Consider the following 23,123-nt stretch of genomic DNA (forward strand, 5'->3'; position numbering starts at 1 on the left):
GTGAACCAAAGTGCCGGCCAGGCCGGTCACCCTCAAGCGCGTTTGGAAATCACCTCATCGACCAAGCCATAGTCCTTGGCCTCGGCAGCAGACAAATAATAGTCACGCTCGGTGTCGAGTTCGATCTTTGAAAGCGGCTGGCCGGTGTTTTCGGACAAGATGCGGTTCAAATGAGCGCGCGTTTTGACAATCTCGCGAGCGGCAATTTCAATCTCGGTCGCCTGGCCACGCGCACCGCCCAATGGCTGGTGAATCATGATCTTGGAGTTAGGCAGTGAAAACCGCTTGCCTTTGGCACCCGAGGACAGCAAGAAAGCGCCCATGCTCGCGGCCATGCCATTGCACAGCGTGGACACATCGGGCTTGATGAAGTTCATGGTGTCGTAAATCGCCATGCCTGCGCTCACCGAGCCACCGGGCGAGTTGATGTACAGCGAAATGTCCTTTTCGGGGTTTTCGCTTTCCAAAAACAACAACTGGGCCACGATCAAATTGGCCATGTGGTCGTTGACCTCACCCACCAAAAAGATCACACGCTCTTTGAGCAAACGCGAGTAAATGTCGTAAGCGCGTTCGCCACGGCCCGATTGCTCGACGACCATGGGGACCATGCCCAAATTTGTGATGTCCAGTGCGCTCATCATTTCTCCAAAATTATGTTTGAGACTTTAACCCGTTTGTCAGGCCCACCAATGAGATGGGGCTTGTCTGCCGAACTGCAAGCCCGGCACAAGCCCCATTGTTCAAGGGTTCAAAGACCTCATCAGGCCTGCTGGCCCATCAGCTCTTCAAACGTGATGGCTTTTTCGGTGACCTTGGCTTGGCCCAAAACGAAATCAGACACATTGCTCTCAATGACCACAGCCTCGACTTCGGCCAAACGCTGGTTGTCGCTGTTGTACCAACGCACCACGTCTTCTGGACGCTCGTAGCTGGAGGCCAACTCGAGAATGTGGGCTTGGATTTGCTCAGGCTTGGCGTGCAGTGTGTTGCCGCGCACAACCTCAGCGACCACCAGACCCAGGCGCACGCGCTGCTCGGCTTGGGGACGGAAGATGTCATCGGGAATCGGGGCCTTGTCAGCATCCTTGACGCCGCGCTGCTTCAGATCTGCGCGAGCACCTTCCTTCAGACGCTCGATTTCGTTTTGCACGATGGCTTGGGGCAGGTCCAGCTCGGCCTTGGACACCAGGGCGTCCATGGCGGCTTGCTTGTTGCGAGCCAGCAAGCGGAACTTGACTTCACGCTCGAGGTTTTTGCGGATGTCGGCACGCAGACCTTCGACAGTGGCGTCGGCAATGCCCAAGGACTTGGCCAGGGCTTCGTTGACTTCAGGCAAATGGGCGGCTTCGAGTTTCTTGACCGTGACCATGAAGTCGGCTGTTTTGCCAGCCACATCTTGGCCGTGGTAATCGGCAGGGAAAGCCAAGGGGAAAGTCTTGCTCTCGCCCGTTTTCATGCCGCTCACGGCATCTTCGAATTCCTTGAGCATCTGGCCGTCGCCCAAAATGAACTGGAAGTCATCGGCTTTGCCGCCAGAGAACACTTCACCATCGATCTTGCCTTCGAAGTCGATGGTGGCACGGTCACCCTCTTGGGCAGCCACATCTTGTGCACGCTGGGCGAAGGTACGGCGCTGCTTGCGCAGGATGTCGATGGTTTTGTCGATGGCGGCATCGGACACTTCAGCCGTGAGTTTTTCGACTTCGGTGTCGGCCAGGTTGCCCAGCTTGACTTCGGGATAGACCTCAAAAATGGCATCAAAAGTCAATTGACCTTCGGGTGCGCCTTCTTTTTCAGAGATGCGGGGCTGGCCGGCCACACGCACTTGGGCTTCATTGGCCGCCACCGAGAAGGCTTCACCCACTTTGTCGTTCAGAACTTCGTACTGAACCGAGTAACCGTAACGCTGAGCGACCACGTTCATGGGCACTTTGCCTGGACGGAAACCGTCCATCTTGACGGTGCGGGCCATTTTCTTCAGGCGAGCATCCACTTCAGACTGGATGGCCGTCACAGGCACAGTCAGGGTGATCTTGCGTTCCAGCTTTTCAAGGGTTTCAACAGTCACAGTCATCGTCGTTCTCGGTTAATTGAATGTCTCACAGGCCAACAGGTCAACCCTGTTGCCACAAGTCAGTTGGTGCGCGGGGCGGGACTCGAACCCGCACAGTGTTGCCACCGTCAGGACCTAAACCTGGTGCGTCTACCAATTTCGCCACCCGCGCATGTCCAAACAAAAAGGGCGTCAGGCCCATCACAAGGCCCTAAAGCCCTTTGACACACCTGACCGCCCGCTTGAAATCGGTCAACTTTCTATTTTAGCCGCTTCAATTGCCCAAATTCAGGCATGGGCTTGATTTGGCCGTTCAATTCTGAACCAAGCGGCATACATGGCCGGCAGCGCCAGCAAGGTCAAGGCCGTTGCCACCACCAGCCCCCCCATGATGGCCACCGCCATCGGCCCCCAGAAAATGCTGCGCGACAGCGGGATCATGGCCAAAACTGCTGCAGCAGCGGTCAACACAATCGGGCGCAAACGGCGCACCGCCGACTCCACAATCGCCTGCCATGGGGCCATGCCCGCCGCCCGGTCCTGCTCAATTTGGTCGATCAAGATCACCGAGTTGCGTTGAATCATGCCCATGAGCGCAATCACGCCCAGCAGCGCGACAAAACCAAACGGCCGGTCAAGAACCAACAAAGCCCCCGCTACACCCGCCATGCCCAAAGGCCCGGTCAAAAACACCAGCATCGCGCGGCTGAAACTTTGCAGCTGCAGCATGAGCAAGGTGAAGGTGATGAACAACATGACGGGCACGCCCGCCGCAATCGAGGCCGATCCTTTGGAGCTTTCTTCCACAGCGCCGGCCACCTCAATGCGGTAGCCCATCAAGCCCTGACCTTGCCAAGTGGCCTCGGTTTTTTTCAGGTCGGGCAGCAACTGCGCCGTGACCGTGGCCCCTTGCAGGCCCTCTGCAATATCGGCTTGCACGGTGATGGCAAACTGCCGCCCCTCGCGCCACATCACCCCTGGCTCCCAGGCAAACACCGGTCTGGCCACCTGCAGCAGAGGAATCGAGCGACCTGAGGCCGTGGGCACGTAGGCTTGACCCAAGTCTGACAAGGCATCGCGCTCGGCCAGAGGCTGGCGCAACACGATATCGATGAGCTTGTCGCCTTCGCGGAACTGCCCCACGGGCGTGCCACTGAGCAAAGTGCGAGAAGCCTGTGCAATCGACTGGCTGGTCACCCCCAAGGCCCGCGCTTGGGCTTGGTCGATTTCCAGGCGAACCGACTTGACCGACTCGTTCCAGTTGTCGTTCACACCCCGGGTGTTCGGATTCAAGCGCATTTGAGCCTTGATCTCATCGGCCTTCAAGCGCAAAACCTGCGGATCGGGTCCCACCACGCGAAACTGCACCGGGTAAGGCACAGGCGGCCCGTTGGGCAGCAACTTGACACGCCCACGCACCTCGGGAAACTCCTGGGCCAGCAAAGCGGGCAGCTTGGCCCTCAAAATTTCACGGGTTTTCAAGTCGGTTGGCAACACGATCAATTGCGACACGTTGGTCTGCGGAAAGACCTGGTCCAGCGGCAGATAAAAGCGCGGCACACCCGAGCCCACCCACGTCGTGACCGATTTCACACCTGCCTCTTGGGCCAAGCGAAGCTCGACCCGTTTGGCCATGTCCTCACTGGCCTTGAATGGCGAGCCCTCTGGCAGCCACAAGTCCACCATGATTTCAGGGCGCGAAGAGTCCGGGAAAAACTGCTGCTGCACCTTGCCCATGCCCACGATCCCCATGGCAAACAGGAACACCGTGATGGCGATCGTCTTCCAGCGGTGCGTCACACACCAAGTCACCCAAGTGCGGAAGTGGCGGTAAAACGGCGTGTTGAACATCTCGGCCGAGTCCAGCTGCGCGGCCGACAAAACGTGGGCTGGGGGTTTGAGCAAAACAGCCCCCAAATACGGCACAAAATAAACCGAGGCCACCCAACTGACCAGCAAAGCCACCACCGTGACCGCAAAAATCGCAAAGGTGTACTCGCCCGTCATGGACTTGGCCATGCCAATCGGCAAAAAGCCCGCCGCCGTGATCAAGGTGCCCGTGAGCATCGGCATGGCCGTCAATTCATAAGCAAAGGTCGCGGCACGCACCTTGTCGTACCCCTCCTCCATCTTGCGCACCATCATCTCTACCGCAATGATGGCGTCGTCCACCAGCAGGCCCAATGCAATGATGAGCGAGCCGAGCGAAATTTTGTGCAAACCAATGCCCAGATAGTGCATGGCCAAAAAGGTCACAGCCAACACCAGCGGAATGGTGATGCCCACCACCAAACCGGGGCGAATGTCCAAGGTCCAACGCCGCCAAAAGGGGTTGTGGCCCGGCCGCTTGTGCAGGCCCAGCGCCAAAAAGCTCACCGCCAACACAATCACCACGGCCTCGATCAGCACCTTGATGAACTCATTGACCGAAGTCGACACCGCACTGGGCTGGTCCTGCACCTGCGTCAGGGTCATGCCTGCAGGCAAGCTGGCCTGGGTGGCTTCGATCGTGCCACGCAAAGACTTGCCCAAAGCAATGATGTCCCCGCCTTTGCCCATGGAAACTCCCAAGGCAATCACTTCCTGGCCGTCGTGGCGCACCTTCACGCTGGCCGGATCGGCATAACCCCGCGTCACGGTGGCGATGTCAGACAAGCGGATTTGCGCCCCCGAAGCACCCCGAATCGGCATGGCCTGCAGATCTTGCAGGGACTGCAACTGCCCCCCCACACGCACCTGCACCACATCGGCTGGCGATTGAACACTGCCCGCCGACTCCACCGCGTTTTGCTGGGACAACTGGGCCAACACAGCACCCATGTCCAAGCCCATTTGCGCGAGCTTCTTTTGCGACACTTCGATAAAAATCTTTTCGTCTTGAACGCCAAACAGCTCCACCTTGGCCACATCGGGCACACGCAGCAACTGTTGCCGCAAGCTGTCGGCCTGCGTCTTGATCTCGGCAGGCGTGAAGCCCTGCCCGCTGATGGCGTAAATCACCCCGTATACATCGCCAAACTCATCGTTAAAAAACGGTCCCACAACGCCTGGCGGCAAACTGCCACGCATGTCGCCGATTTTTTTGCGCACGGCATACCAGACCTGGGGCACATCGCCGGGCTTGGAGTTGTCCTTGATCTGGAAAATGATTTGCGCCTCACCCGGCTTGGAATAACTGCGGATCTTGTCGGCAAAAGGCACCTCTTGCAGGGTGCGCTCAATTTTGTCGGTCACCTGCTCGGCCATTTGCGCAGCCGTGGCCCCGGGCCAGTAGGCCCGAACCACCATAGCCCGAAAGGTAAAGGGCGGGTCTTCATCCTGCCCCAGTTGAAAATAAGACGCCATGCCCAAAACCATCAGCACCACCATCAGGTAGCGGGTCAGGGCCGGGTGCTCCAGCGCCCAGCGCGAGAGGTTGAAACGGGTGTTGTCGGTGCTGCTCATGCGATCACCGCTGCGCTGCAGATGCGCCTGCCAAGGCGGGGGTGGCCACCGGGGCCGCAGCCGGAGCTGGCGCGTTGTAAACCGTCACCTTCTGGCCGGGCGAGAGGACATGCACACCCGCACTCACCACCTGCTGCCCGGGTTTGAGGCCCGAGGAAATCACCACCTCATTGCCTTCAACCGCCCCCACCTGAACGGGCTGGGTGTTGACCGTCATGCTGGCCGGATCAAACACCCACACCACCGTGCCAGCCCCTTCTTGGCGCAAAGCACTGGTGGGCAACTTGATCATCCCCGCCTGACTGCCCGGCAATTGGGTGGCCAACACATTGACGGTGCTGCCCAAAGGCAGTCGCTCAGACGCCTCCAGCGCCAGCTTCACGGTGTAAGTGCGCGTCACGGGATCGGCACTGGCGGCCAGTTCTCGCACCTTGCCCTGCAAAGGCTGGCCCGTGCTCACCAAGGTCGCCCGCAGGGTCTGACCCACTTTCAGGGCCATCGCCATGGCCTCGGACACGGCAAACACCGCATCGCGGGGGCCATCGTGCGCCAGGCGCACCACCGGCTGACCTGCGGACACCACCTGGCCCACCTCGGCGTCAACGCCCGTGATCACGCCCGACTGGGTGGCCGTCAAACGGGCATAACCGGCTTGGTTGTTTTGGGCTTGCGCCTGGGCCTTGGCTTGCTTGAGTTGTGCATCGGCCGCTTTGAGCGTGGCGTCACGCCGCTCCAAGTCGGCACCGCTGATGAAGTTTTGCGCCTTCAAAGCCTCAAAACGCTTGAAATCTGCCGCAGCCAAATCGCGCTGACTCTGGGCCGACACCACCTGAGCCGCCGCCGCCTGGGCTGCCAATTGGTAATCTTTGGCATCGATCAAGGCCAGCAACTGACCCGCCGCCACACGCTGACCCGGCTCGGCGGGGCGCTGCACCAGCTTGCCCGCCACCTGAAACCCCAAACGAGACTCCACCCGTGCCCGCACCTCGCCCGAATACTCACCCGACACATTCAAATCAGACCCCGACACCGTGACCAGCTTGACCGAACGCAAGGGCTCTTGTGGAGCCTCCTTTTTGGAACAAGCAGCCAAAGTCGCCAAAACAAGGGCGGTGGCACAAAAATGAAAAACTCGCCGCGTGGCGAGTGACAAAGAGCTTGGCATGGAATTCCCGGAGAAAAAGATAATGACTGACTGGTTAGTAATCTATTCAAACACAGGCTTTCTGTCAAGCGACAATAGGGATTAACCATGCAAACAGCCTCACCCATCCAGCCCCGCCAAAGTCAAACCCTGAGCGCGGCACACCGGCAAATTTTGCGCGGCGTGTCGCGCTCATTTGACCTGTCCATCCGTCTCCTGCCCCCGGCCCTGCAAGCCCCCGTGGCCATTGGCTACTTGCTGGCCCGTGCCACCGACACCGTGGCCGACACCACCGCATTGCCCCTGGGCGAGCGCCAAGTGCTGCTGGACCTGATGACCCAAACCATCGCCGACCCGCACGCCTGGGCCTTGAAAAACCCAGAACTGACCCGCCTGACCCAAGCCTTTGCCGCACAACAAACCGACCCCCACGAACGCGCCCTGATGCAGGCCCTGCCCCAATGCCTGCCGCTCTTGCACACCCTCAAGCTGGACGACCAAGCCAGCGTTCGCGGCGTGTTGGGCCACATCACCCGAGGACAGCAGCTGGACATGGCCCGCTTTAACTCAGGCCCGCAGGGGCTTGAGGCCCTGCAAACCGAAGCCGAGTTGGCCGACTACACCTGGCTCGTGGCCGGTTGCGTGGGCGAGTTCTGGACCGAGCTGTGCGGCCGTCACCTGCCCGGCTACAGCCTGCTGCCGCAAAACGAGATGATGCGCATCGGGCGCGAATACGGCATGGGCCTTCAGCGCCTGAACATCATCCGAGACGCCGGTGCCGACCTGACCGCCGGGCGCTGCTACTGGCCGGTGGAGACTTTGGCGCAAGCAGGCCTGTCGCCTGAACTGCTCGCTCATGCCGCCCAAAACCGGGATGCAGGCACTCTGCAAGCCTTGGCCCCGCTGTACAGCCATTGGCTGGACCACACCCAAACCCAATTGGCCTGCGGCATGCGCTACGCCACGGCGCTCAAACCCCTGCGCCTGCGCCTGGCCAGCGCTCTGCCCGCCTTGATTGGGGCGCGCACCGTGGCCCTGTTGCGCCAAGCCGGACCTGCAGCCTTGGGCCAACGCGTCAAAATGCCGCGCCACGAAATACGCGCCTTGCTCTGGCGCATCGCCTTGAGATTCGGATCAGCGGCCGTGCTGGACAGAGAATTTCGGCAACTGAGCGGCAAAGACCTGTCTTGAGCCCGCACCATGACCTTGCGCTTTGACACGCCACTTTAGGTGCGAGAATCCCAGCCCATGAGCCCGCAAGACTACGTCCAGCAAAAAGCCGCCGCCTCGGGCAGCAGCTTCTATTACGCCTTTTTGTTTTTGCCCCCCGAGCGGCGTGCCGCCATCACCGCCTTTTATGCGTTTTGCCGCGAAGTGGACGACGTGGTCGATGAAATCAAAGACCCCAGCGTGGCCGCCACCAAACTCGCCTGGTGGCAAAAAGAAGTGCAACAAGCCTACGCAGGCCAGCCCAGCCACCCCGTCATGCACGCCCTCATGCCCCTGGCCCCCGCCTTCGGCATCGAAAGCCGCCACCTCATGGCCGTGATCGAAGGCTGCCAGATGGACCTGAACCAAACCCGCTACTTGGACTTTGCGGGCCTGACGAAATACTGCCACCTGGTGGCCGGTGTGGTGGGCGAAGTCGCCGCCCGTATCTTTGGCCAGACCGACGAGTCGACCACGGCCTATGCGCACAAACTGGGCCTGGCCTTTCAGATGACCAACATCATCCGCGACGTGGGCGAAGACGCCATGCGCGGGCGCATCTATTTGCCGCTGGACGAACAGCAACGCTTTGGCGTCAAAGCCCAAGACCTGATGCAGCGCGACTATTCAGACCGCTTCACCGCCCTGATGAAGTTCCAGACCGACCGCGCACACGCCCTGTACGACGAAGCCCTGGCCCTGCTGCCTGCGGCCGACCGCCGCGCCCAAAAACCCGGCCTCATGATGGCCAGCATCTACCGCACCTTGCTGCGCGAAATCGAAGCCTCGGGCTTTCAGGTGCTGCACCAGCGCATCGCGCTCACGCCCCTGCGCAAGCTGTGGCTGGCGTGGAAGATGCAGGCGCTGGGGCGGTTTTGAGGTGCTCAACTTAAAGGGCGTGCACGGCATGACGTCTCAGCAAAAACGTCAGACGCCAACTTCTGGCAAGCCAGTGATATGGATCTCGCCACCCAGCGCGTGCAGGACGCGCAGCACCTGTGCCAGTCGGACCGTGGGTTTGCCCGCCTCCAGCTCCACGACAAAGCGCACACCGACCCCTGCCGCCAAGGCCAACTGAGGCTGCGTGAGCGCGAGCTGCTTGCGGGCGGCGCGGATGGCCTCACCCAATTGCTGTGGTGTTCGAATGCTGGTCATGGCTTGGTAAATTTCCCGTTCAGGAAATTTTGTACCAAAACTCACTTCAAGACCAGGTGCATTTCCCGAACGGGAAATTTTTTGTATTTCAAGGGCATAAGGCTCAATCATTTCCCGTACGGGAAATCAACCTGTCACTCGACGACGGCAGGTAGCGAGCTCACGCTGCTGCGCAAGCTGTGGCTGGCTTCGAAGATGCAGGCGCTGGTGCGGCTCTGAACATCCCTACAGAACTATTTTGAAATAAAAATTTAATACAAAACAATAAATTTTTATTGTTTAAATTTTATTTTTGAGTTCCAATGGACTCCTTTCACAAGGAGGCATCGCATGAACTCATCAATCACCCCATCCGCAAAGCGTCACGCCCCACTGCGGCGCAAAGTCGCCACAGTCATCTGGACCCTGAGAGTCCTGGGCAGCATCTACACACTCTGGGTGCTGCTTCACATTCTTCACCCCTTGCGAGACCCCTCGGAATTTCTGCACAAGGTCGGCAGTTATTGGCAACGCGATCTCAACACTGGTGCGAGTTGGCAACTCGGCAGCGCCGTTGGACTCAATCTGACCCTGTGGTTCCTGTTGTTGGCCGCTGTCATTTGTTTGTGGCAAGGCACCCAACATTTGCTGCGCGACATGGGCTTGAGCACCATCACCAGCAGCTGGCTGCAACGCGGTGCCTGGGCAGGCTTGGGTTGTGCCGTGCTGGGCATCGTGACCCGCCCACTCTGGAGTTACCTGGTCACCCTGCACCTGCCCCCTCAATCTCAGCTCTGGAATTGGGAAATACACCCCAGCGACTTGCTGGGCCTGTTGATTTGCGGCGTCCTGCTCATGCTGTCTTACCTCATGGCCTGGATGTCGGAAATCGCCGAAGAAAACAAGGCGTTTGTCTGATGCCCATCGTCGTCCACCTCGACCTGATGCTGGCCCGCCGCAAGATGCGTTCACGCGACCTGGCCGCCGCCGTCGGCATCTCCGAAGTCAACATTTCCCTGCTCAAGTCCGGCAAGGTCAAAGGCGTGCGCTTTGACACGCTGGAGCGCATCTGCGAAGTCTTGCAATGCCAGCCGGGGGATTTGTTGGTTCATGAACCCCAACCACCCGAGTCCACATGATCCGACTGCGCACCCTCACACAGGACCGACTGCGACCGACGGCTGGCCCAAGTGGGGAGCCCAAACTTGCTGCACGTCATTGAGCGGATGAACGAGGGCGCGGACTTTCAAGCCGCCTACACCCCTCCAGCACAACAACCATGACCCCCCTGTCCACCCAGACCTGCTATACAGCCATGCGCCTCACCCCATTGCCCATCCGCACCCGTCTGACACGCTGGAGCCTGACCGCCTTGATCACGGCGCTGGCCGCTTGCGCCAGCGTGCCCACGCCGTCCAGCAACGCGGCCCCTGCCTTGATCCCCGTGCGGGATCTGGTGGCCGACTGGGACGGGTCAGGTGCTTATCAAATTTCGCCCAACGGAGAGCGCCTGATGTGGGTGGCCCGCTTGGGTCTGGGGCCGGGGCTGTTTGTCAAAAACCTGAAAACAGCTGAGATCAAGAGCTACAAAATTTCAGGCGGTGGCGTCTGGGCACGCGACAGCCGCCACATCTTGCTGCAGATTTCCGACCAAGCTGACGAAAACACCCACGTCTGGATGCTCGACACCGACCAACCCCAACAAGCCGCCAGAGACCTGACCCCGTTTGCCGGGACCCGTTCGTACATCCTGCGCACCTTGCCCTACAGCAGCGACCTGATCATTGCCAGCAATCGGCGTGACCCCAAGTTCGACGACGTGTACCGCTACAGCATGGCCACCGGCAAACTCAAATTGTTGGCCACCAATCCCGGCCATGTGGGCACATGGCTGGTCAACGATGACGGTGCGGTGATCGGTCGTGCCCGGCTTGAGGACGCGACATGGGTTTTCGAAACCCCGTTGGACACCGCCCAACAGGCCTGGAGCCGCCGCTTTGAAGTCAGTTACTTTGACACCCTGACCCCTGTGGCCCCCAGCGCCACACCCGGCCACTGGTGGGCCATGTCCAACCGGGGGCGCGACAAACTGGCACTGGTCGAGATCAACTTGCACGATGGTGCCGAGCGCTTCGAACACGCCGATGCCCGCGTGGACTTGGTCGGTGTCATCTGGAGTCGCCTGCAAAACCGTCCCGTGGCGGTGGTGTCCGACCCCGACACCCAGCAATGGCAGGTCTTTGATAGCGCACTCGCCCAAGCCCTGCAAAAGCTCAAAGGCCAAAGCGATGCCCGCGTCAGCATCAACAACCGGAGCGACGACGAGCGCTGGATGAGCGCCACCGTGACCCGCCACAACGGCGGCGAGCATGTGCTCTACGACCAGCAAACGCAGTCCTTTGAGGTGCTGGCCCAACTGGGCAGCAGCCGCATGAACGCCACTGCGCCCCTGGCACCGCAACAGCCCGTCACCTTCAAAAGTGGCGATGGCCTGGATGTGCATGGCTACCTGAGCTTGCCGCCGGGCGTGGCCAAGCCCTACCCCACGGTGGTCTACGTGCATGGCGGTCCGTGGAGGCGAGATGTGCATCAAAGCAACGACCCCATGTTGTCCTTTCTGACCAACCGGGGCTATGCCGTGCTGCAAGTCAACTACCGGGGCTCCAGCGGGTATGGCAAAGCCTTCATGAACGCGGGTCAAGGTGAATTTGCAGGCAAGATGCACAGCGACCTGACCGATGCTGTCGATACCCTGGTGGCCCAAGGCGTGGTGGACCCGAAACGCGTGGCCATCAGCGGGGCCAGTTATGGCGGCTACGCCAGCCTGGTGGGCATGACGCACACACCGGGGCGATTCCGCTGCGCCATCAGCCATGTAGGCGTGACCGACCTGGCCGCTCTGCTGAACGACGCGCCGCCTTATTGGGAGTTGGGCAAACCCCTCTGGATTCGCTATGTGGGCAACCCCGCCAACCCCGCCCAACGCGCTGCCATGCAAGAGCGCTCACCGCTTTTCAAAGCCGACCGCGTGCAAGGCCCGATTTTGTTGATGCACGGCAAGCACGACCCCCGCGTCAAAGTCAGCCAGTCGCTGCAAATGGCCGAGGCCCTGCGGGCGAACGGCAAGCCGGTTGAACTGGCCTTGTTCGACAAAGCCGGACATGGCTTTCACAGGTGGCAGGACAACATGGTCGCCTACCGCAAAATCGAAGACTTCCTGGCCCGTTGCCTGGGCGGTCGCACGGGCGGGTTTGACTTTTTTGAGCTGGGGGCGAAGTTGTTTTAGGGCTATGGATCACCCAAAAAGCATCTCGCATGAACGCTTTTTTGAAGGAGCGACGCCCCAATCGCGATAAGCCTCGCAGACCACCAAGAATCGCCCCGAGGGCGGGGCTCCTACAAAATGCAGCGCAATGCCCCCGTAGGAGCGACGCCCTCGTCGCGATCACCCTCGCAGACCACCAAGAATCGCCCCGAGGGCGGGGCTCCCAAACGGTTCACATCGCTGAGCGCAATGCCCCCGCCCTTCACTTCAGCGCACGGGCTTGCTTGTGGGCAGGACGCTCCACACAGGCATGCAGCCAGGCGGAAAGGGCTGGGTACTGCGCCAACAAATCCCCGGCTGGACGCACCCAACTGACCACACTGGCCACGCACACGTCGGCCACGGTGAAGCGGTTGTCGGCCAGATAAGCCTGCCCTTGGGCATTTTGGGCCTGCAGGTGTTTTTCCAGCACGGCCAAGGGCACTTTCAGGCGACTTTCGGCGCGATCGGCCAACTCGGGTTTGCGCTGCTCGGCGGGCATGGCCATGCGGTGCATGAGCACCGTGAGCGCATCACTCTCCAGCTCAGACACCGTCCAAAAACTCCAGCGCAGGGCCTCGGCCTCTTCGCGGGCATTGGCAGGTGTGATCGACTGGCCATCGGCCTGGCCGTGCACACGGGCAATGTACAAGGCGCAGGCCATGCTCTCCCACACGGTGACCGCGCCTTCGGGGCGCTCGTCCACCACCACCGGAATGTGACCATTGGGGTTGATGGCCAAAAACTCGGGCGTGCGCGTGGCACCGCCTTGGTAAGGCGTGGCAATGTGCTCAAACGGCACACCCAGCTCCAACGCAGCCCACAAAGGACGTGCGGCACGCGATGCGCCAATGCCGTAAATTTTCAATGTCATGTCAGTTTCCTCCTGTTCAGATAGCGCAGCTTCCATGTCGGGGCTGAAGCCACCGACGATTGATCCAAGCCAATGATGTCTGCATGAACGCCTTTTTGTAGGAGCGACGCCCTCATCGCGATAAAGCCCCACAGACCACCAAGAATCGCCCCGAGGGCGGGGGCTCCCACAAAATGCAGGGCTCCCACAAAGTGCAGGGCATCTCCCCTGTAGGAGCGATGCCCTCGTCGCGATAAAGCCCCGCAGACAACCAAGAATCGCCCCGAGGGCGGGGCTCCCACAAAATGACGATCGCCCCGAGGGAATGGCCCCCACTCGGCTCTCATCACTGATCGCAATGCCGAAGACAAACCGTTCACCTCAAACCCCGCAGGACCGGATCAATCAGCGTATTCGGGCCAGCTGGCGCACAGTGCGTGCAAGTCTCGCACCTCCAGGTGCGGCCGGGTGTCGCCGTGGGTCCACTCGTGGCCTTCGCGGTTGAGCCAAGCCACCTGCATGCCGGCAGCCAAAGCGCCCACGCAGTCGGCATGTGCGTCGTCGCCAATGTGCAGCACCTCGTGCGGTGCCACACCTGCGGCCTCGGCACCGGCCACAAAGATGCGCAGGTCCGGCTTGGCCACGCCCAGCGACTGGGCGCTCACGCTGGCGTGAAAGTGCTGGCCAATGCCCACGCGGTGCACATCGGCGTTGCCATTCGACAAGGCCACCACCGGATAGCGCTGGCTCCAAAAGGCCAAGGCGGGCAGCGCATCGTCAAACAAGTCCACCCGCTGGCGTTCGGCAAAAAAGGCCTCAAACGCAGGCTCGGCCAGGTGCACCGGATCCCCGGCTTGCTGCAACAAGGCGCGAATCGACTGCAAGCGCAAAAACGACAAATCGTGCGCCCGGTCGGCGTGGCGGGCGTTGATCTCGGCGCGAACGGCTTTTTTGAGCTCGGCATCGGCCGACAGCGCCGCCGTGCTGGGCGCATGTGCGGTCAGCCATGCGGTCAACACGGCCTCGGCCCGGCCAATGGTGGGCCAGACGGGCCACAAAGTGTCGTCCAGATCGAGGGTAATGGCTTTGATTCGTGGAATGTCAATCATGGTGAGGGAGAATACCCCACATGGCATTTCAAAAAGAACCCTCCTTCCAGCATGGTCAAGCCGCCAAAACGGCCGTCTTGTATTGCAACCTCGGCACCCCCAGTGCCCCCACCGCCCCTGCCCTGCGCAAGTACCTGGCCGAATTTTTGGGCGACAGCCGCGTGGTGGAGATCCCCAAACCCATCTGGTGGCTGATCCTGCACGGCATCATTTTGCGGGTGCGCCCCAAAAAGTCGGCCGCCAAATACGCCAGCATTTGGACCGAAGGCGGCTCGCCGCTCAAAGTGTTCACCGAACAACAAGCCCATTCGCTGGGCACCGCGCTGCAAGAGCGCGGCCACAGCGTATCGGTGCGCTACGCCATGCGTTACGGCCAGCCGTCCATCCCCGAACAGCTGAACGCCCTCAAGGCAGAAGGCGTGCAGCGCGTGCTGATCGTGCCCGCCTACCCCCAATACAGCGGAACCACCACGGCCAGCGTGTTCGACGCCGTTTACCGCTGGGGCCTGAAAACCCGGCTGGTGCCCGAGATGCGCTTTGTCAACCGCTACCACGACGACCCGCGCTACATCGCTGCGCTGGCACAAACCGTGCGTGAACACTGGGCGGCCAACGGCCAGGCCGAAAAGTTGGTGATGAGTTTCCATGGCGTGCCCGAACGCACCCTGCAACTGGGCGACCCTTACCACTGCGAATGCATGAAAACCGGCCGCCTGCTGGCCGAAGCGCTGGGCCTGTCCAAAGACCAATACAAACTCACCTTCCAGTCGCGGTTTGGCAAAGCCAAATGGCTGGAGCCCTACACCGAACCCACGCTGATCGCCATGGCGCAGCAAGGCGTGAAAAAGGTCGACGTGATCTGCCCGGGCTTTACCAGCGACTGCCTGGAAACGCTGGAAGAAATCCAGCAAGAAGCGCAAGAAGCCTTCCTGCATGCAGGCGGCGAAAGCTTCAGCTACATCTCCTGCCTGAACAACCATGCGCAGTGGATTGAGGCTTTGGCCGACATCAGCCTGGGGCACATGCAGGGTTGGGATTTGTCAGTGCCGGATGCCAAGGCACTGGCCGCCAGCCGGGAGCGGGCATTGGCGCATGGGGCGAAAAACTGACAGGGTTGATTCGGCCAAGTGAAGTTGGCATGCCCGAATTTTTGTAGGAGCGACGCCCCCGTCGCGATCACCCTCGCAAACCACCAATAATCGCCCCGAGGGCGGGGCTCCCACAAAATGCAGGAGGCCCCTTGTAGGAGCGACGCCCCCGTCGCGAAAAGCCTCGCAGACCACTTCCATCGCCCCGAGGGCGGGGCTCCTACAAAATGCAGGAGGCCCCCTTGTAGGAGCGACGCCCCCGTCGCGAAAAGCCTCGCAGACCACTTCCATCGCCCCGAGGGCGGGGCTCCTACAAAATACAAGTGCCCCCTTGTAGGAGCGACGCCCCCGTCGCGAAAAGCCCCGCAGACCACCACCCATCGCCCCGAGGGCGGGGCTCCCACAAAATACAAGTGCCCCCCTGTAGGAGCGACGCCCCCGTCGCGAAAAGCCTCGCAGGGCACCTCCATCGACCCGAGGACGGGGCACCCACGGCGATACCTTGGCCGATCTCAGTGCCCACACCCAGCCGTTCAGTACGAGGCAGCTCTGTGCTGGATTGACGCGCCCGTTGGGCAATGGCACAGACTCAGCATGTCAGGGCTGATGCCGCTGACCAGCGGGCCGTCAAGCGCCCAACCACCCCCGCACCACCAAGTCCGCCCTCACCTGCTCCGGCGTCTCAAAGCGGATGCCCTGCCAGCCGTGTTGCTCGGCAGCGTCGATGTTGTGTTGCACGTCGTCGATGAACACCGGCTGGCCGCGCAATGGCCACCGCGCTTGCGCCGTGGCAAAAATGTCGGGCTTGGGTTTGATCTGCTGCACATGCGCTGAAAAGATGCCGTCGTCAAATTGGCTGAAAAACGGGTTCACCCGCACCAGATGCTCGGCATAGCCTGCAGGCATGTTGGACAGGTAATACAGCCGATGGCCTTGCGCTTTCAGCGCGTGGATCAGGTCCACCGTGCCGGGGATGGGCTGCAGGTGCGCGGGGATGCAGGCAATCAAGTGCCGCAAATCGGCCTCAGCCAAACCGGTGCGGGCGGCGATGCGTTGGGCCAGCGGCTCGGGCTCGATGCGGCCCAGGTCAAACAGCGCCCAGTCGGCCTCGGGGTGAAAGGTTTCAAAAATCTGGCTGGCCCATTGGCGGGCCTCGGCCTCGCTGCGCACTTGCGCTGGGAACAGCTCTTGCAGCAGCATCAGCGGCTGCCAGCGAAACACCACACCGCCCAAATCAAACACCACGTCTTGGCTCATTGCATGTCTTTCTTTGTTGGCCCATTCAAGGGGCCGTAGGTCGGAGCTTTAGCTCCGACAAATGTCAGCGGTGCACTGTGTCGGGGATAAAGCCACCGACCTCCAAAAGACACCGGACTCTGTTTCAGCATGCACCCCCATGGGGCACCTTGACACAAACTCACACCGCAACCGCAGCAATGCTGCGGCCGGGCAGGCTCAGGGCCAGCACTTGGCCGATGCGCCAGTCGCGGCCCACCTCGGGGGACACCACAAACACCGGACCCAACTCGGTCTCAAATGTCAGCTCCATGAAGCTGCCCAAATAGGCACACTGTTTGAGCAAACCGCGCAAAACCTGCTGGGGCTGTTCGCCTCCCGCCAGCTCACGCCCCACCAACCAAGCCTCGGGGCGCACCGCTGCACGCACCGCACCGGGGGCGACCAGGTGGCGCGGCACCAGCCGCAGCGGGCCCAGCTGCACCATGCCGTCGCTGAGCGACTGTCCATCAAACAGCACCGCCTCGCCCATGAAGCCGGCCACAAAGGCCGAGGTCGGGCGTTCATACAGGTCTTGCGGCGTGCCCGCCTGCGCAATGCGCCCTGCCTCCATGACGATGATCTGGTCGCTCACGGCCAGGGCTTCGCTTTGGTCGTGCGTCACATAGGCCACCGTCAGGCCCAAGCGCTGCTGCAGATGGCGAATCTCGTCGCGCATGGACCGGCGCAGCCGGGCGTCCAAGTTGGACAGTGGCTCATCAAAGAGCAACACCGAAGGCTCCAGCACCAGGGCGCGGGCCAGGGCCACGCGTTGCTGCTGACCACCCGACAGTTCACTGGGCAGGCGCTCTTCGTAACCCGCCAGCCCCACCAGAGCCAGGCTTTTTTGGGCACGCTCCAAAGCTTCGGCTTTGTGCACACCGCTCACGTCCAAGCCGTAGCGCACGTTGCCGATCACGTTCATGTGCGGGAACAGCGCGTAGCTTTGGAACACCATGCTCACATTGCGCTCGGACGGGCCCAGATGTGTCACGTCCACACCGTCGATCAAAATCTGCCCGCCCGAGGGCGCTTCCAGCCCCGCGATCATGCGCAAGGTGGTGGTTTTGCCGCAGCCTGATGGCCCCAAGATGGTGGTCAAGTTGCCCTTGGGCACCAAAAAGTCGATGCCCTGCACCACCAGTGGCGAGTTGGCCCCGCCATAGCGTTTGGTGACTTGTTTGAATTGAATGCCCATGCTGTTGAATCCTTGTCTCAAGCCGATGTGACCACAGTGGCCCGCCGCCCCAGCTGCCGCTGGCCCACCAGCTTTTGTATGCCCCAGGTGATGACCGACATGAGCACCATGAGCACCGTGCAGTAAGCCAGCGCCACGCCATAGTCGCCATTGCCCACGCGGCCAATGATGTAGGTCGTGGCCAGCTCGTATTGCGCCGTGACCAAAAAGATCACCGCCGACACCGTCGTCATCGAGCGCACAAAGCTGTAAACCAGCGCCGCCACCAGCGCGGGTTTGAGCAGCGGCAACACCACCCGGCGCAGTGTGGTCAGCGTGCTGGCCCGCAGCATTTGCGAGGCTTCGTCCAGCGACCGGTCCAGCTGCTTGAAGGCCGCCGTGCCCGCCCGCACGCCCACCGGCAAATTGCGGAACACAAAACACAACACGATGACCAGCCCGGTGCCGGTCAGCTCTACAGGCGGCACATTGAAGGCCAGGATGTAGCTCACGCCCAGCACAGTGCCCGGAATGGCGAAGGTCAGCAGTGCAGAAAATTCGAACGCCGCCTTGCCCCGGAACTCGGTGCGGGCCAGCAACCAGGCGATCAGCAAGCCCACGCCCGCGCAAATGGGCGCGGCCATGGCCGACAGGCTGAGCGTGGTGAAGAGCGACTTCCAGGCCGTGCCCGCAAACACCCAGCCAAACTCGCCCTGCTGCACATCGAACGCAGTTTTGAAATGCGCCAGCGTGAAGCTGAAGTCACGCCCCCAGGTCTGCACAAAGCCGCCCGCAAACGCAAACAGGTACACCACCACGGTGAACAAGAGCCACGGTCCTGCCACGCTGCGGCACACACGCAGCACCGCAGGCGGCAAAGCCATGGCCACGCCCGCATCGCCCTTGCCCGAGACGGTGGTGAAACTGCTGCCCGAGAGCACCCGGCGCTGCACCAAAAACACCGCCAGCGCAAAGGCCGTGAGCACCAGCGCCAAAGCTGCGGCCATGCCCGGGTCCAGTGCCGCGCCCACGATGGCAAAAAAGATTTCGGTGGACAGCACCGCGTACTGCCCACCCAGAATGATGGGGTTGCCAAAGTCAGCCATGCTCTCGATGAAACCCACCAGAAAGGCGTTGGCCAGCCCCGGCTTGAGCAGGGGCAACGTCACCGTCCAGAAGGTTTGCATGCGGCTGGCCCGCAGGGTTTGTGCAGCCTCTTCCATGCTGGGGCTCACGCCCTGCACCACGCCGCGCATGATCATGAAGGCAATGGGCGTGAAGGCGAACATCTGCGCCAGCCAGATGCCAAACACGCCGTAAAACCAGCGCCCGGGCTCGATGCCGAAGGCCCACTCCAAGCCTTGGTTGAACAGGCCCGCACGGCCAAACAACAGAATCAAGCCCAGTCCCACCACAAAGGGCGGCGTGATGATGGGCAGCATGGCCAAAATATTGAGCGGTTTGGACAAGCGCGTGCCGCCTCGTTCAGCCCACAGGGCCAGCAAAGTGCCCATGACGGTGGTGCCGGTGGCGGTGATGAAGGCCAGCCACAAAGTGTTCCAAGCGACGCCACAGCGCCCCTCGCCCTGCATGCAGCCCAGACCCCAAACGCGTTCGGTGGCCACGCGGTCCAGCAGGTGCCCCCAGGCATAAGCGCCCGCATCGTCCACCCAAGCGGCCACCAAAGAGCGCAGCACCGGGTAGACCACGAACAGCGCCAGCAGCGCCGTGCAGCCGACCACCGCTGCGGCCACAAACACATCACCCCTGAAACCGCCCAAACGCGCCAGCGCAGCACCCAAAAGCACCAACAGACTGAGCAAGACCAGCGCAGCGCCCCAGCCCATGCCGTACTGGCCAACCGGCAAAGCGCCCCACGCCGATTCCAGCGATGCAAAAGCCCAGCCCGTGGCCCCAATGGCAAAACCACTGCCCAGCACGCCCAGCAAGCCCGTCAAGCTGCCCAGCAACAACAGGGCGCCTTGCTGGCGGGCAGGCCAAGGCCGCATGACCGCCAAGGCGCAGCCGCCCAAACCCAGCGCAGCCGACCACAACCAAGGCCGCCCGTGTTGCAAGGCCTGTGCCCAGCCACTGGCGGTTTCGGCCCCGGCCCACACGCCGGGCAAGGCCTGCACCAAGGACATTTGCTGCAAAAAATACCAAGGCAGCAGCGCAAAGCTGAGCAAGCCCAAAAGGACCCACCCTTGCAATGCGCGCTGCAAACGCAACGCTGGATTCATCTCAGACTTTCACTCAGCGCGGCAGCGAATTGACTTCTTTTTCCCAGCGCTGGATCAGGCGGCGGCGCTCAGCGGTTTGGCCGTATTTGGCGTAGTCGTAGTTGATCATCTTGATCTTGCGGAAGTCCGGCACGCGCGGGTCCACTTTGGCCTCTTTGTGCGAAGGCAGCTGGAACTGCAAGGTGGCCGCAGCCAGCTCTTGGGCGGCAGGGGTCAGCGCCCATTCGTAAAACTTCTTGGCGGCCTCCAAGTTGCGGCTGCCGCGCACGATGGACATGGAGCCAATTTCGGCCCCCGTGCCGTCTGCCGGGGTGATGGTTTCAATCGGGAAACCTTGGGCTTTTTCACCGGGGCCGTCGTGCACAAAGCTGATGGACACGGCCGTTTCGCCCCGCGCCACCGCCTTGATGGGGCCAGTGCCCGAGCGGGTGTAGGTGCCGATGTTCTTGTGCAAACCCTTGAGGTACTCAAAGGCTTTGTCTTCGCCCATGAGCTGCACCAAGGTGGCGATCATGGTGTAAGCCGTGCCGCTGGACGCCGGGTTGGCCGACTGGATTTCGCCTTTGTATTCGGGCTTGAGCAGGTCGCCCCAGGTCTTGGGCACGGGCAGTTTTTTCTTGGCCAGCAGCTCGGTGTTGTAGCCAAAGCCCAAGGGGCCGGAATAAATGCCGACAGTTTTGTAGCCAGCCTGCGCCGCTTGCTTCTGCGCCCAATCGTGCAGCTTGGGCAAGGTGGGCGATTTGTATTCGAGGCTCAGGTTTTGTTCAGCCGCTTGCAGGTGTGGGTCGCCCGTGCCGCCAAACCAGATGTCGGTCTTGGGGTTGGCTTTTTCTGCAGCCAGCTGGGCAATCGCTTCGCCCGAGCCCTTGGCCGTCATGTTGACCTTGATGCCCTGGCTCTTTTCAAAAGTGACCGCAATCATGCTGCACCAAGCGGCTTGGGCCGAACAAATGATGTTGACCTCGCGGTTTTGGGCTTGAGCGCTCGCCGCCAACAGGGCCAGCAAGGGCAACAGCTTGTAGGACTTCATGAAAAAAACTCCAAAAATTGAAGGGGCTATTGTGCGTCCACTTCAACTCCGCCCACCAGAGTGAAAACACCCATGCAGATGACTTGTCCCACTCACACGGCTTCGATGAACTCGGTCACCCATTCGAGTTGCTGCAGCACATTCAGCGCCGGGGCATGACCGCAGCCGGGCACCTCGATGTGTTTGAGCAAACCGCGTGCGCCCGGACCCCGGCGGCGCATTTCGGCCACCGTTGTGGGCAGCACCAAATCCGACTCCACCCCGCGCAACAAGAGCACGGGCAGTTTCAGGGCATCGTAGTGGTCCCAAATCAGGTAGTCATGGGGGTGCGCGGTGAACTGCGCCACCATCGCCGGGTCGTAGTGCGGCGTGACGCGCCCATCGGGCAATCGGCGGGTGGACGTTTCGGCCAGGCGTCGCCATTGGGCGTCGCTGAGCCACCCATAGGGCTTGTAGACCTGGCGTAAAAATGCTTCGAGTTCGGTCACCGTGGCAAAAGCCGGGGGCGTGCCCGCATAGGCCTTGATGCGGTCGATGGCCGTTTGCGCCAGCTCAGGCGCGTTGTCGTTGAGCGTGAGGCTCAGGATGCGGTGCTTCAAGCTGGGCTCGACCAGTCCCGCCGCGCACAGGGTGCCGATCGCACCGCCCATGGAAGTGCCCACCCAGTGCACGGCACGCAGCTGCAGGCCGTCCATGAGCTCGCGGGCGATGCGGGCGTAAAAGGCCAGGCAGTATTCGTTTTCCGGGTCAGCGCTCCACTGCGACAAACCTCGGCCCACCGTGTCCGGGCAAATCACGCGCCAGCCCCGAGCGCTCAGATGCGCGGCCAGCTCGTCCATGTCGCGCCCGGTGCGGGCCAGGCCGTGCCAGGCGATCACGGTGCCTTGTTCGGCCTTGCCCCAGTCGGTGTAATGGATTTCCAGACCGGCGCAGCGGATGTAGTGGGATGTGAAAGCCATATCAGCCTCAAGCCTGTTTCGAGGAAGCCAATGCCCGCAGCGCGGCCCGGGTGCGCAAACGCCCCACCACCCCAGTCGGGAAGTAATACACCGACAGCACAAACAGCAGGCCCAGCCAAAGCAGCCAGCGGTCGGGTGAGAGCAAGGCCGACAGCAAAGGCACGGCAGCAGTCGCCTCGCTGGCCAATCGCAGCAAATCCTGCAAATAGCTTTGCGCGAGCAAGAACAGCACCGAGCCGATGGCCGCGCCATAGATGGTGCCCATGCCGCCAATCACCACGATCAAGAGCACGTCCATCATGATTTCAAAACTCAACGAGGTGTCTGGCCCGTTGTAACGCAGCCAAAGCGCCAACATGGCACCGGCCACACAGGCGTAAAGCGCAGACAGCACACTCGACAGCGTGCGGTAAACCACCACGCGGTAACCAATGGCTTCGGCACGGAACTCGTTTTCGCGAATGGCCTGCAGCACGCGGCCGAACGGCGAATTAACGATGCGCAGGAGCGACAAGAGCATGCCCACGGCCAACACAAACAGCAGGTAGTAGCAAAGCAGGCGGCCATCCAGCGAGACGCCGAGGAACGGCTCTTCGCTGAACTCGGTGCTGGGCAGCAGCAGCTCGGGCAGCTTGAAACTCAGGCCGTCTTCGCCCCCGGTGAAATCCGACAACTGCGAGGCCAGCGTCTGGAAAGCGGCCGCCACGGCCAGTGTGATCATGGCAAAAAAGATCGCCCGCACCCGGAGCGAAAACAAGCCAATCGCCAGCGACAGCACCAGCGTGAGTGCCAGCGACAGCGCAAAACCCAGCCCGATCGCGCCCCAGGTCGGCCCCCAAGTGTTGGACGAGATGGCGATGCCATAAGCGCCGATGCCAAAGAACATGGTGTGCGCAAAGCTGACGATGCCGGTGTAGCCCAAGAGCAGGTCAAAGCCTGCCACCAGCACCACAAAAATCAGCACCTTGGCCGCGACCGACAAGGCCTTGACGCCCGGGAACAAAAACGGTGCAAAAGCCAGCCCCAGCAAGGTGAGGACCAGCAAGACGGCCAGCAGGCGGCTGCGCGGGTGGTCGTTGGAAATCAATCGGTTGAGCATGT

19 protein-coding genes and 1 tRNA gene are annotated in these 23,123 nt (G+C 61.4%); 6 read left to right on the plus strand and 14 right to left on the minus strand.

Annotated features, from left to right (window positions below):
• Positions 1 to 32 precede the first annotated feature (32 nt).
• From clpP to AMM41_RS12245, 5 genes are all read right to left on the minus strand, one after another.
• On the minus strand, positions 33 to 641 hold the full coding sequence (gene clpP, locus AMM41_RS12225) for an ATP-dependent Clp endopeptidase proteolytic subunit ClpP (protein WP_089958641.1): 609 nt from the start codon (positions 639 to 641) through the stop codon (positions 33 to 35).
• A 122-nt stretch (positions 642 to 763) separates the two neighbouring features.
• Positions 764 to 2,077, minus strand: a complete 1,314-nt coding sequence (gene tig / locus AMM41_RS12230) for a trigger factor (RefSeq protein WP_089958446.1) — start codon at positions 2,075 to 2,077, stop codon at positions 764 to 766.
• 64 nt (positions 2,078 to 2,141) lie between these two features.
• Positions 2,142 to 2,228, minus strand: a tRNA-Leu gene (locus tag AMM41_RS12235).
• A 116-nt stretch (positions 2,229 to 2,344) separates the two neighbouring features.
• Positions 2,345 to 5,500, minus strand: a complete 3,156-nt coding sequence (locus AMM41_RS12240) for an efflux RND transporter permease subunit (protein ID WP_089958449.1) — start codon at positions 5,498 to 5,500, stop codon at positions 2,345 to 2,347.
• A 4-nt stretch (positions 5,501 to 5,504) separates the two neighbouring features.
• On the minus strand, positions 5,505 to 6,665 hold the full coding sequence (locus AMM41_RS12245) for an efflux RND transporter periplasmic adaptor subunit (protein ID WP_089958453.1): 1,161 nt from the start codon (positions 6,663 to 6,665) through the stop codon (positions 5,505 to 5,507).
• Positions 6,666 to 6,752: 87 nt separating this feature from the next.
• On the opposite strand from AMM41_RS12245, the gene AMM41_RS12250 reads away from it, so the two are divergent.
• Positions 6,753 to 7,835, plus strand: a complete 1,083-nt coding sequence (locus AMM41_RS12250) for a phytoene/squalene synthase family protein (RefSeq protein ID WP_089958457.1) — start codon at positions 6,753 to 6,755, stop codon at positions 7,833 to 7,835.
• Between the two features lie 57 nt (positions 7,836 to 7,892).
• Positions 7,893 to 8,732, plus strand: coding sequence for a presqualene diphosphate synthase HpnD (hpnD, locus tag AMM41_RS12255; protein ID WP_089958461.1), 840 nt, complete (start codon positions 7,893 to 7,895; stop codon positions 8,730 to 8,732).
• 48 nt (positions 8,733 to 8,780) lie between these two features.
• Here hpnD and AMM41_RS12260 read toward each other — a convergent pair whose 3' ends face one another.
• On the minus strand, positions 8,781 to 9,008 hold the full coding sequence (locus AMM41_RS12260) for a helix-turn-helix transcriptional regulator (RefSeq protein WP_089958645.1): 228 nt from the start codon (positions 9,006 to 9,008) through the stop codon (positions 8,781 to 8,783).
• A gap of 330 nt (positions 9,009 to 9,338) precedes the next feature.
• Here AMM41_RS12260 and AMM41_RS12265 point away from each other — a divergent pair, with 330 nt between their 5' ends.
• The 3 genes from AMM41_RS12265 (at position 9,339) to AMM41_RS12275 (ending at position 12,273) form a co-directional block, all read left to right on the plus strand.
• A complete protein-coding gene (locus tag AMM41_RS12265) occupies positions 9,339 to 9,905 on the plus strand; it encodes a hypothetical protein (RefSeq protein ID WP_089958465.1) in 567 nt (188 codons plus the stop codon).
• Positions 9,905 to 10,126: a helix-turn-helix domain-containing protein gene (locus AMM41_RS12270; RefSeq protein ID WP_089958469.1), complete on the plus strand. Its 222-nt coding sequence runs from the start codon at positions 9,905 to 9,907 to the stop codon at positions 10,124 to 10,126. Before AMM41_RS12265 ends, AMM41_RS12270 begins: the two co-directional genes overlap by 1 nt.
• A 140-nt stretch (positions 10,127 to 10,266) precedes the next feature.
• On the plus strand, positions 10,267 to 12,273 hold the full coding sequence (locus tag AMM41_RS12275; protein WP_089958472.1) for an alpha/beta hydrolase family protein: 2,007 nt from the start codon (positions 10,267 to 10,269) through the stop codon (positions 12,271 to 12,273).
• A 241-nt stretch (positions 12,274 to 12,514) separates the two neighbouring features.
• On the opposite strand, the gene AMM41_RS12280 is transcribed toward AMM41_RS12275, so the two are convergent.
• Together AMM41_RS12280 and AMM41_RS12290 are read right to left on the minus strand one after the other, a co-directional pair.
• On the minus strand, positions 12,515 to 13,165 hold the full coding sequence (locus AMM41_RS12280) for a glutathione S-transferase family protein (protein ID WP_089958475.1): 651 nt from the start codon (positions 13,163 to 13,165) through the stop codon (positions 12,515 to 12,517).
• Between the two features lie 380 nt (positions 13,166 to 13,545).
• Positions 13,546 to 14,253, minus strand: coding sequence for an HAD family hydrolase (locus AMM41_RS12290; protein WP_089958484.1), 708 nt, complete (start codon positions 14,251 to 14,253; stop codon positions 13,546 to 13,548).
• A gap of 20 nt (positions 14,254 to 14,273) precedes the next feature.
• Here AMM41_RS12290 and hemH point away from each other — a divergent pair, with 20 nt between their 5' ends.
• On the plus strand, positions 14,274 to 15,362 hold the full coding sequence (gene hemH / locus AMM41_RS12295; protein ID WP_089958489.1) for a ferrochelatase: 1,089 nt from the start codon (positions 14,274 to 14,276) through the stop codon (positions 15,360 to 15,362).
• A 606-nt stretch (positions 15,363 to 15,968) separates the two neighbouring features.
• Here the strand turns inward: hemH and AMM41_RS12300 are convergent.
• The 6 genes from AMM41_RS12300 to AMM41_RS12325 all read right to left on the minus strand — a co-directional run bounded on the left by AMM41_RS12300 (position 15,969) and on the right by AMM41_RS12325 (position 23,121).
• The gene (locus tag AMM41_RS12300; protein WP_089958493.1) at positions 15,969 to 16,598 is read right to left on the minus strand and encodes an HAD family hydrolase; all 630 of its coding nucleotides are present in this window, start codon (positions 16,596 to 16,598) and stop codon (positions 15,969 to 15,971) included.
• 160 nt (positions 16,599 to 16,758) lie between these two features.
• Positions 16,759 to 17,814, minus strand: coding sequence for an ABC transporter ATP-binding protein (locus tag AMM41_RS12305; RefSeq protein WP_089958498.1), 1,056 nt, complete (start codon positions 17,812 to 17,814; stop codon positions 16,759 to 16,761).
• 17 nt (positions 17,815 to 17,831) lie between these two features.
• Positions 17,832 to 20,033 (minus strand): ABC transporter permease, encoded by a 2,202-nt coding sequence (locus AMM41_RS12310; RefSeq protein ID WP_089958502.1) that lies wholly within the window; start codon positions 20,031 to 20,033, stop codon positions 17,832 to 17,834.
• A 13-nt stretch (positions 20,034 to 20,046) separates the two neighbouring features.
• Entirely contained in the window at positions 20,047 to 21,063 is a 1,017-nt protein-coding gene (locus AMM41_RS12315) for an ABC transporter substrate-binding protein (RefSeq protein ID WP_089958506.1), read from the minus strand.
• 92 nt (positions 21,064 to 21,155) lie between these two features.
• Positions 21,156 to 22,022, minus strand: a complete 867-nt coding sequence (locus AMM41_RS12320) for an alpha/beta fold hydrolase (protein WP_089958518.1) — start codon at positions 22,020 to 22,022, stop codon at positions 21,156 to 21,158.
• Between the two features lie 7 nt (positions 22,023 to 22,029).
• Complete coding sequence (locus AMM41_RS12325) at positions 22,030 to 23,121, minus strand: branched-chain amino acid ABC transporter permease (protein ID WP_089958522.1); 1,092 nt, start codon at positions 23,119 to 23,121, stop codon at positions 22,030 to 22,032.
• Positions 23,122 to 23,123: the final 2 nt, after the last annotated feature.

Origin of the sequence: Limnohabitans sp. 2KL-3, from assembly GCF_001269405.1 — a bacterium.
Lineage (GTDB): Bacteria > Pseudomonadota > Gammaproteobacteria > Burkholderiales > Burkholderiaceae_C > Limnohabitans_A.

What these genes read in the sequence shown, in the direction of transcription:
- clpP (WP_089958641.1), bottom strand. Translation starts at nt 641, where the DNA reads ATGAGCGCACTGGACATCACAAATTTGGGCATGGTCCCCATGGTCGTC.
- tig (WP_089958446.1), bottom strand. Translation starts at nt 2,077, where the DNA reads ATGACTGTGACTGTTGAAACCCTTGAAAAGCTGGAACGCAAGATCACC.
- AMM41_RS12240 (WP_089958449.1), bottom strand. Translation starts at nt 5,500, where the DNA reads ATGAGCAGCACCGACAACACCCGTTTCAACCTCTCGCGCTGGGCGCTG.
- AMM41_RS12245 (WP_089958453.1), bottom strand. Translation starts at nt 6,665, where the DNA reads ATGCCAAGCTCTTTGTCACTCGCCACGCGGCGAGTTTTTCATTTTTGT.
- AMM41_RS12250 (WP_089958457.1), top strand. Translation starts at nt 6,753, where the DNA reads ATGCAAACAGCCTCACCCATCCAGCCCCGCCAAAGTCAAACCCTGAGC.
- hpnD (WP_089958461.1), top strand. Translation starts at nt 7,893, where the DNA reads ATGAGCCCGCAAGACTACGTCCAGCAAAAAGCCGCCGCCTCGGGCAGC.
- AMM41_RS12260 (WP_089958645.1), bottom strand. Translation starts at nt 9,008, where the DNA reads ATGACCAGCATTCGAACACCACAGCAATTGGGTGAGGCCATCCGCGCC.
- AMM41_RS12265 (WP_089958465.1), top strand. Translation starts at nt 9,339, where the DNA reads ATGAACTCATCAATCACCCCATCCGCAAAGCGTCACGCCCCACTGCGG.
- AMM41_RS12270 (WP_089958469.1), top strand. Translation starts at nt 9,905, where the DNA reads ATGCCCATCGTCGTCCACCTCGACCTGATGCTGGCCCGCCGCAAGATG.
- AMM41_RS12275 (WP_089958472.1), top strand. Translation starts at nt 10,267, where the DNA reads ATGACCCCCCTGTCCACCCAGACCTGCTATACAGCCATGCGCCTCACC.
- AMM41_RS12280 (WP_089958475.1), bottom strand. Translation starts at nt 13,165, where the DNA reads ATGACATTGAAAATTTACGGCATTGGCGCATCGCGTGCCGCACGTCCT.
- AMM41_RS12290 (WP_089958484.1), bottom strand. Translation starts at nt 14,253, where the DNA reads ATGATTGACATTCCACGAATCAAAGCCATTACCCTCGATCTGGACGAC.
- hemH (WP_089958489.1), top strand. Translation starts at nt 14,274, where the DNA reads ATGGCATTTCAAAAAGAACCCTCCTTCCAGCATGGTCAAGCCGCCAAA.
- AMM41_RS12300 (WP_089958493.1), bottom strand. Translation starts at nt 16,598, where the DNA reads ATGAGCCAAGACGTGGTGTTTGATTTGGGCGGTGTGGTGTTTCGCTGG.
- AMM41_RS12305 (WP_089958498.1), bottom strand. Translation starts at nt 17,814, where the DNA reads ATGGGCATTCAATTCAAACAAGTCACCAAACGCTATGGCGGGGCCAAC.
- AMM41_RS12310 (WP_089958502.1), bottom strand. Translation starts at nt 20,033, where the DNA reads ATGAATCCAGCGTTGCGTTTGCAGCGCGCATTGCAAGGGTGGGTCCTT.
- AMM41_RS12315 (WP_089958506.1), bottom strand. Translation starts at nt 21,063, where the DNA reads ATGAAGTCCTACAAGCTGTTGCCCTTGCTGGCCCTGTTGGCGGCGAGC.
- AMM41_RS12320 (WP_089958518.1), bottom strand. Translation starts at nt 22,022, where the DNA reads ATGGCTTTCACATCCCACTACATCCGCTGCGCCGGTCTGGAAATCCAT.
- AMM41_RS12325 (WP_089958522.1), bottom strand. Translation starts at nt 23,121, where the DNA reads ATGCTCAACCGATTGATTTCCAACGACCACCCGCGCAGCCGCCTGCTG.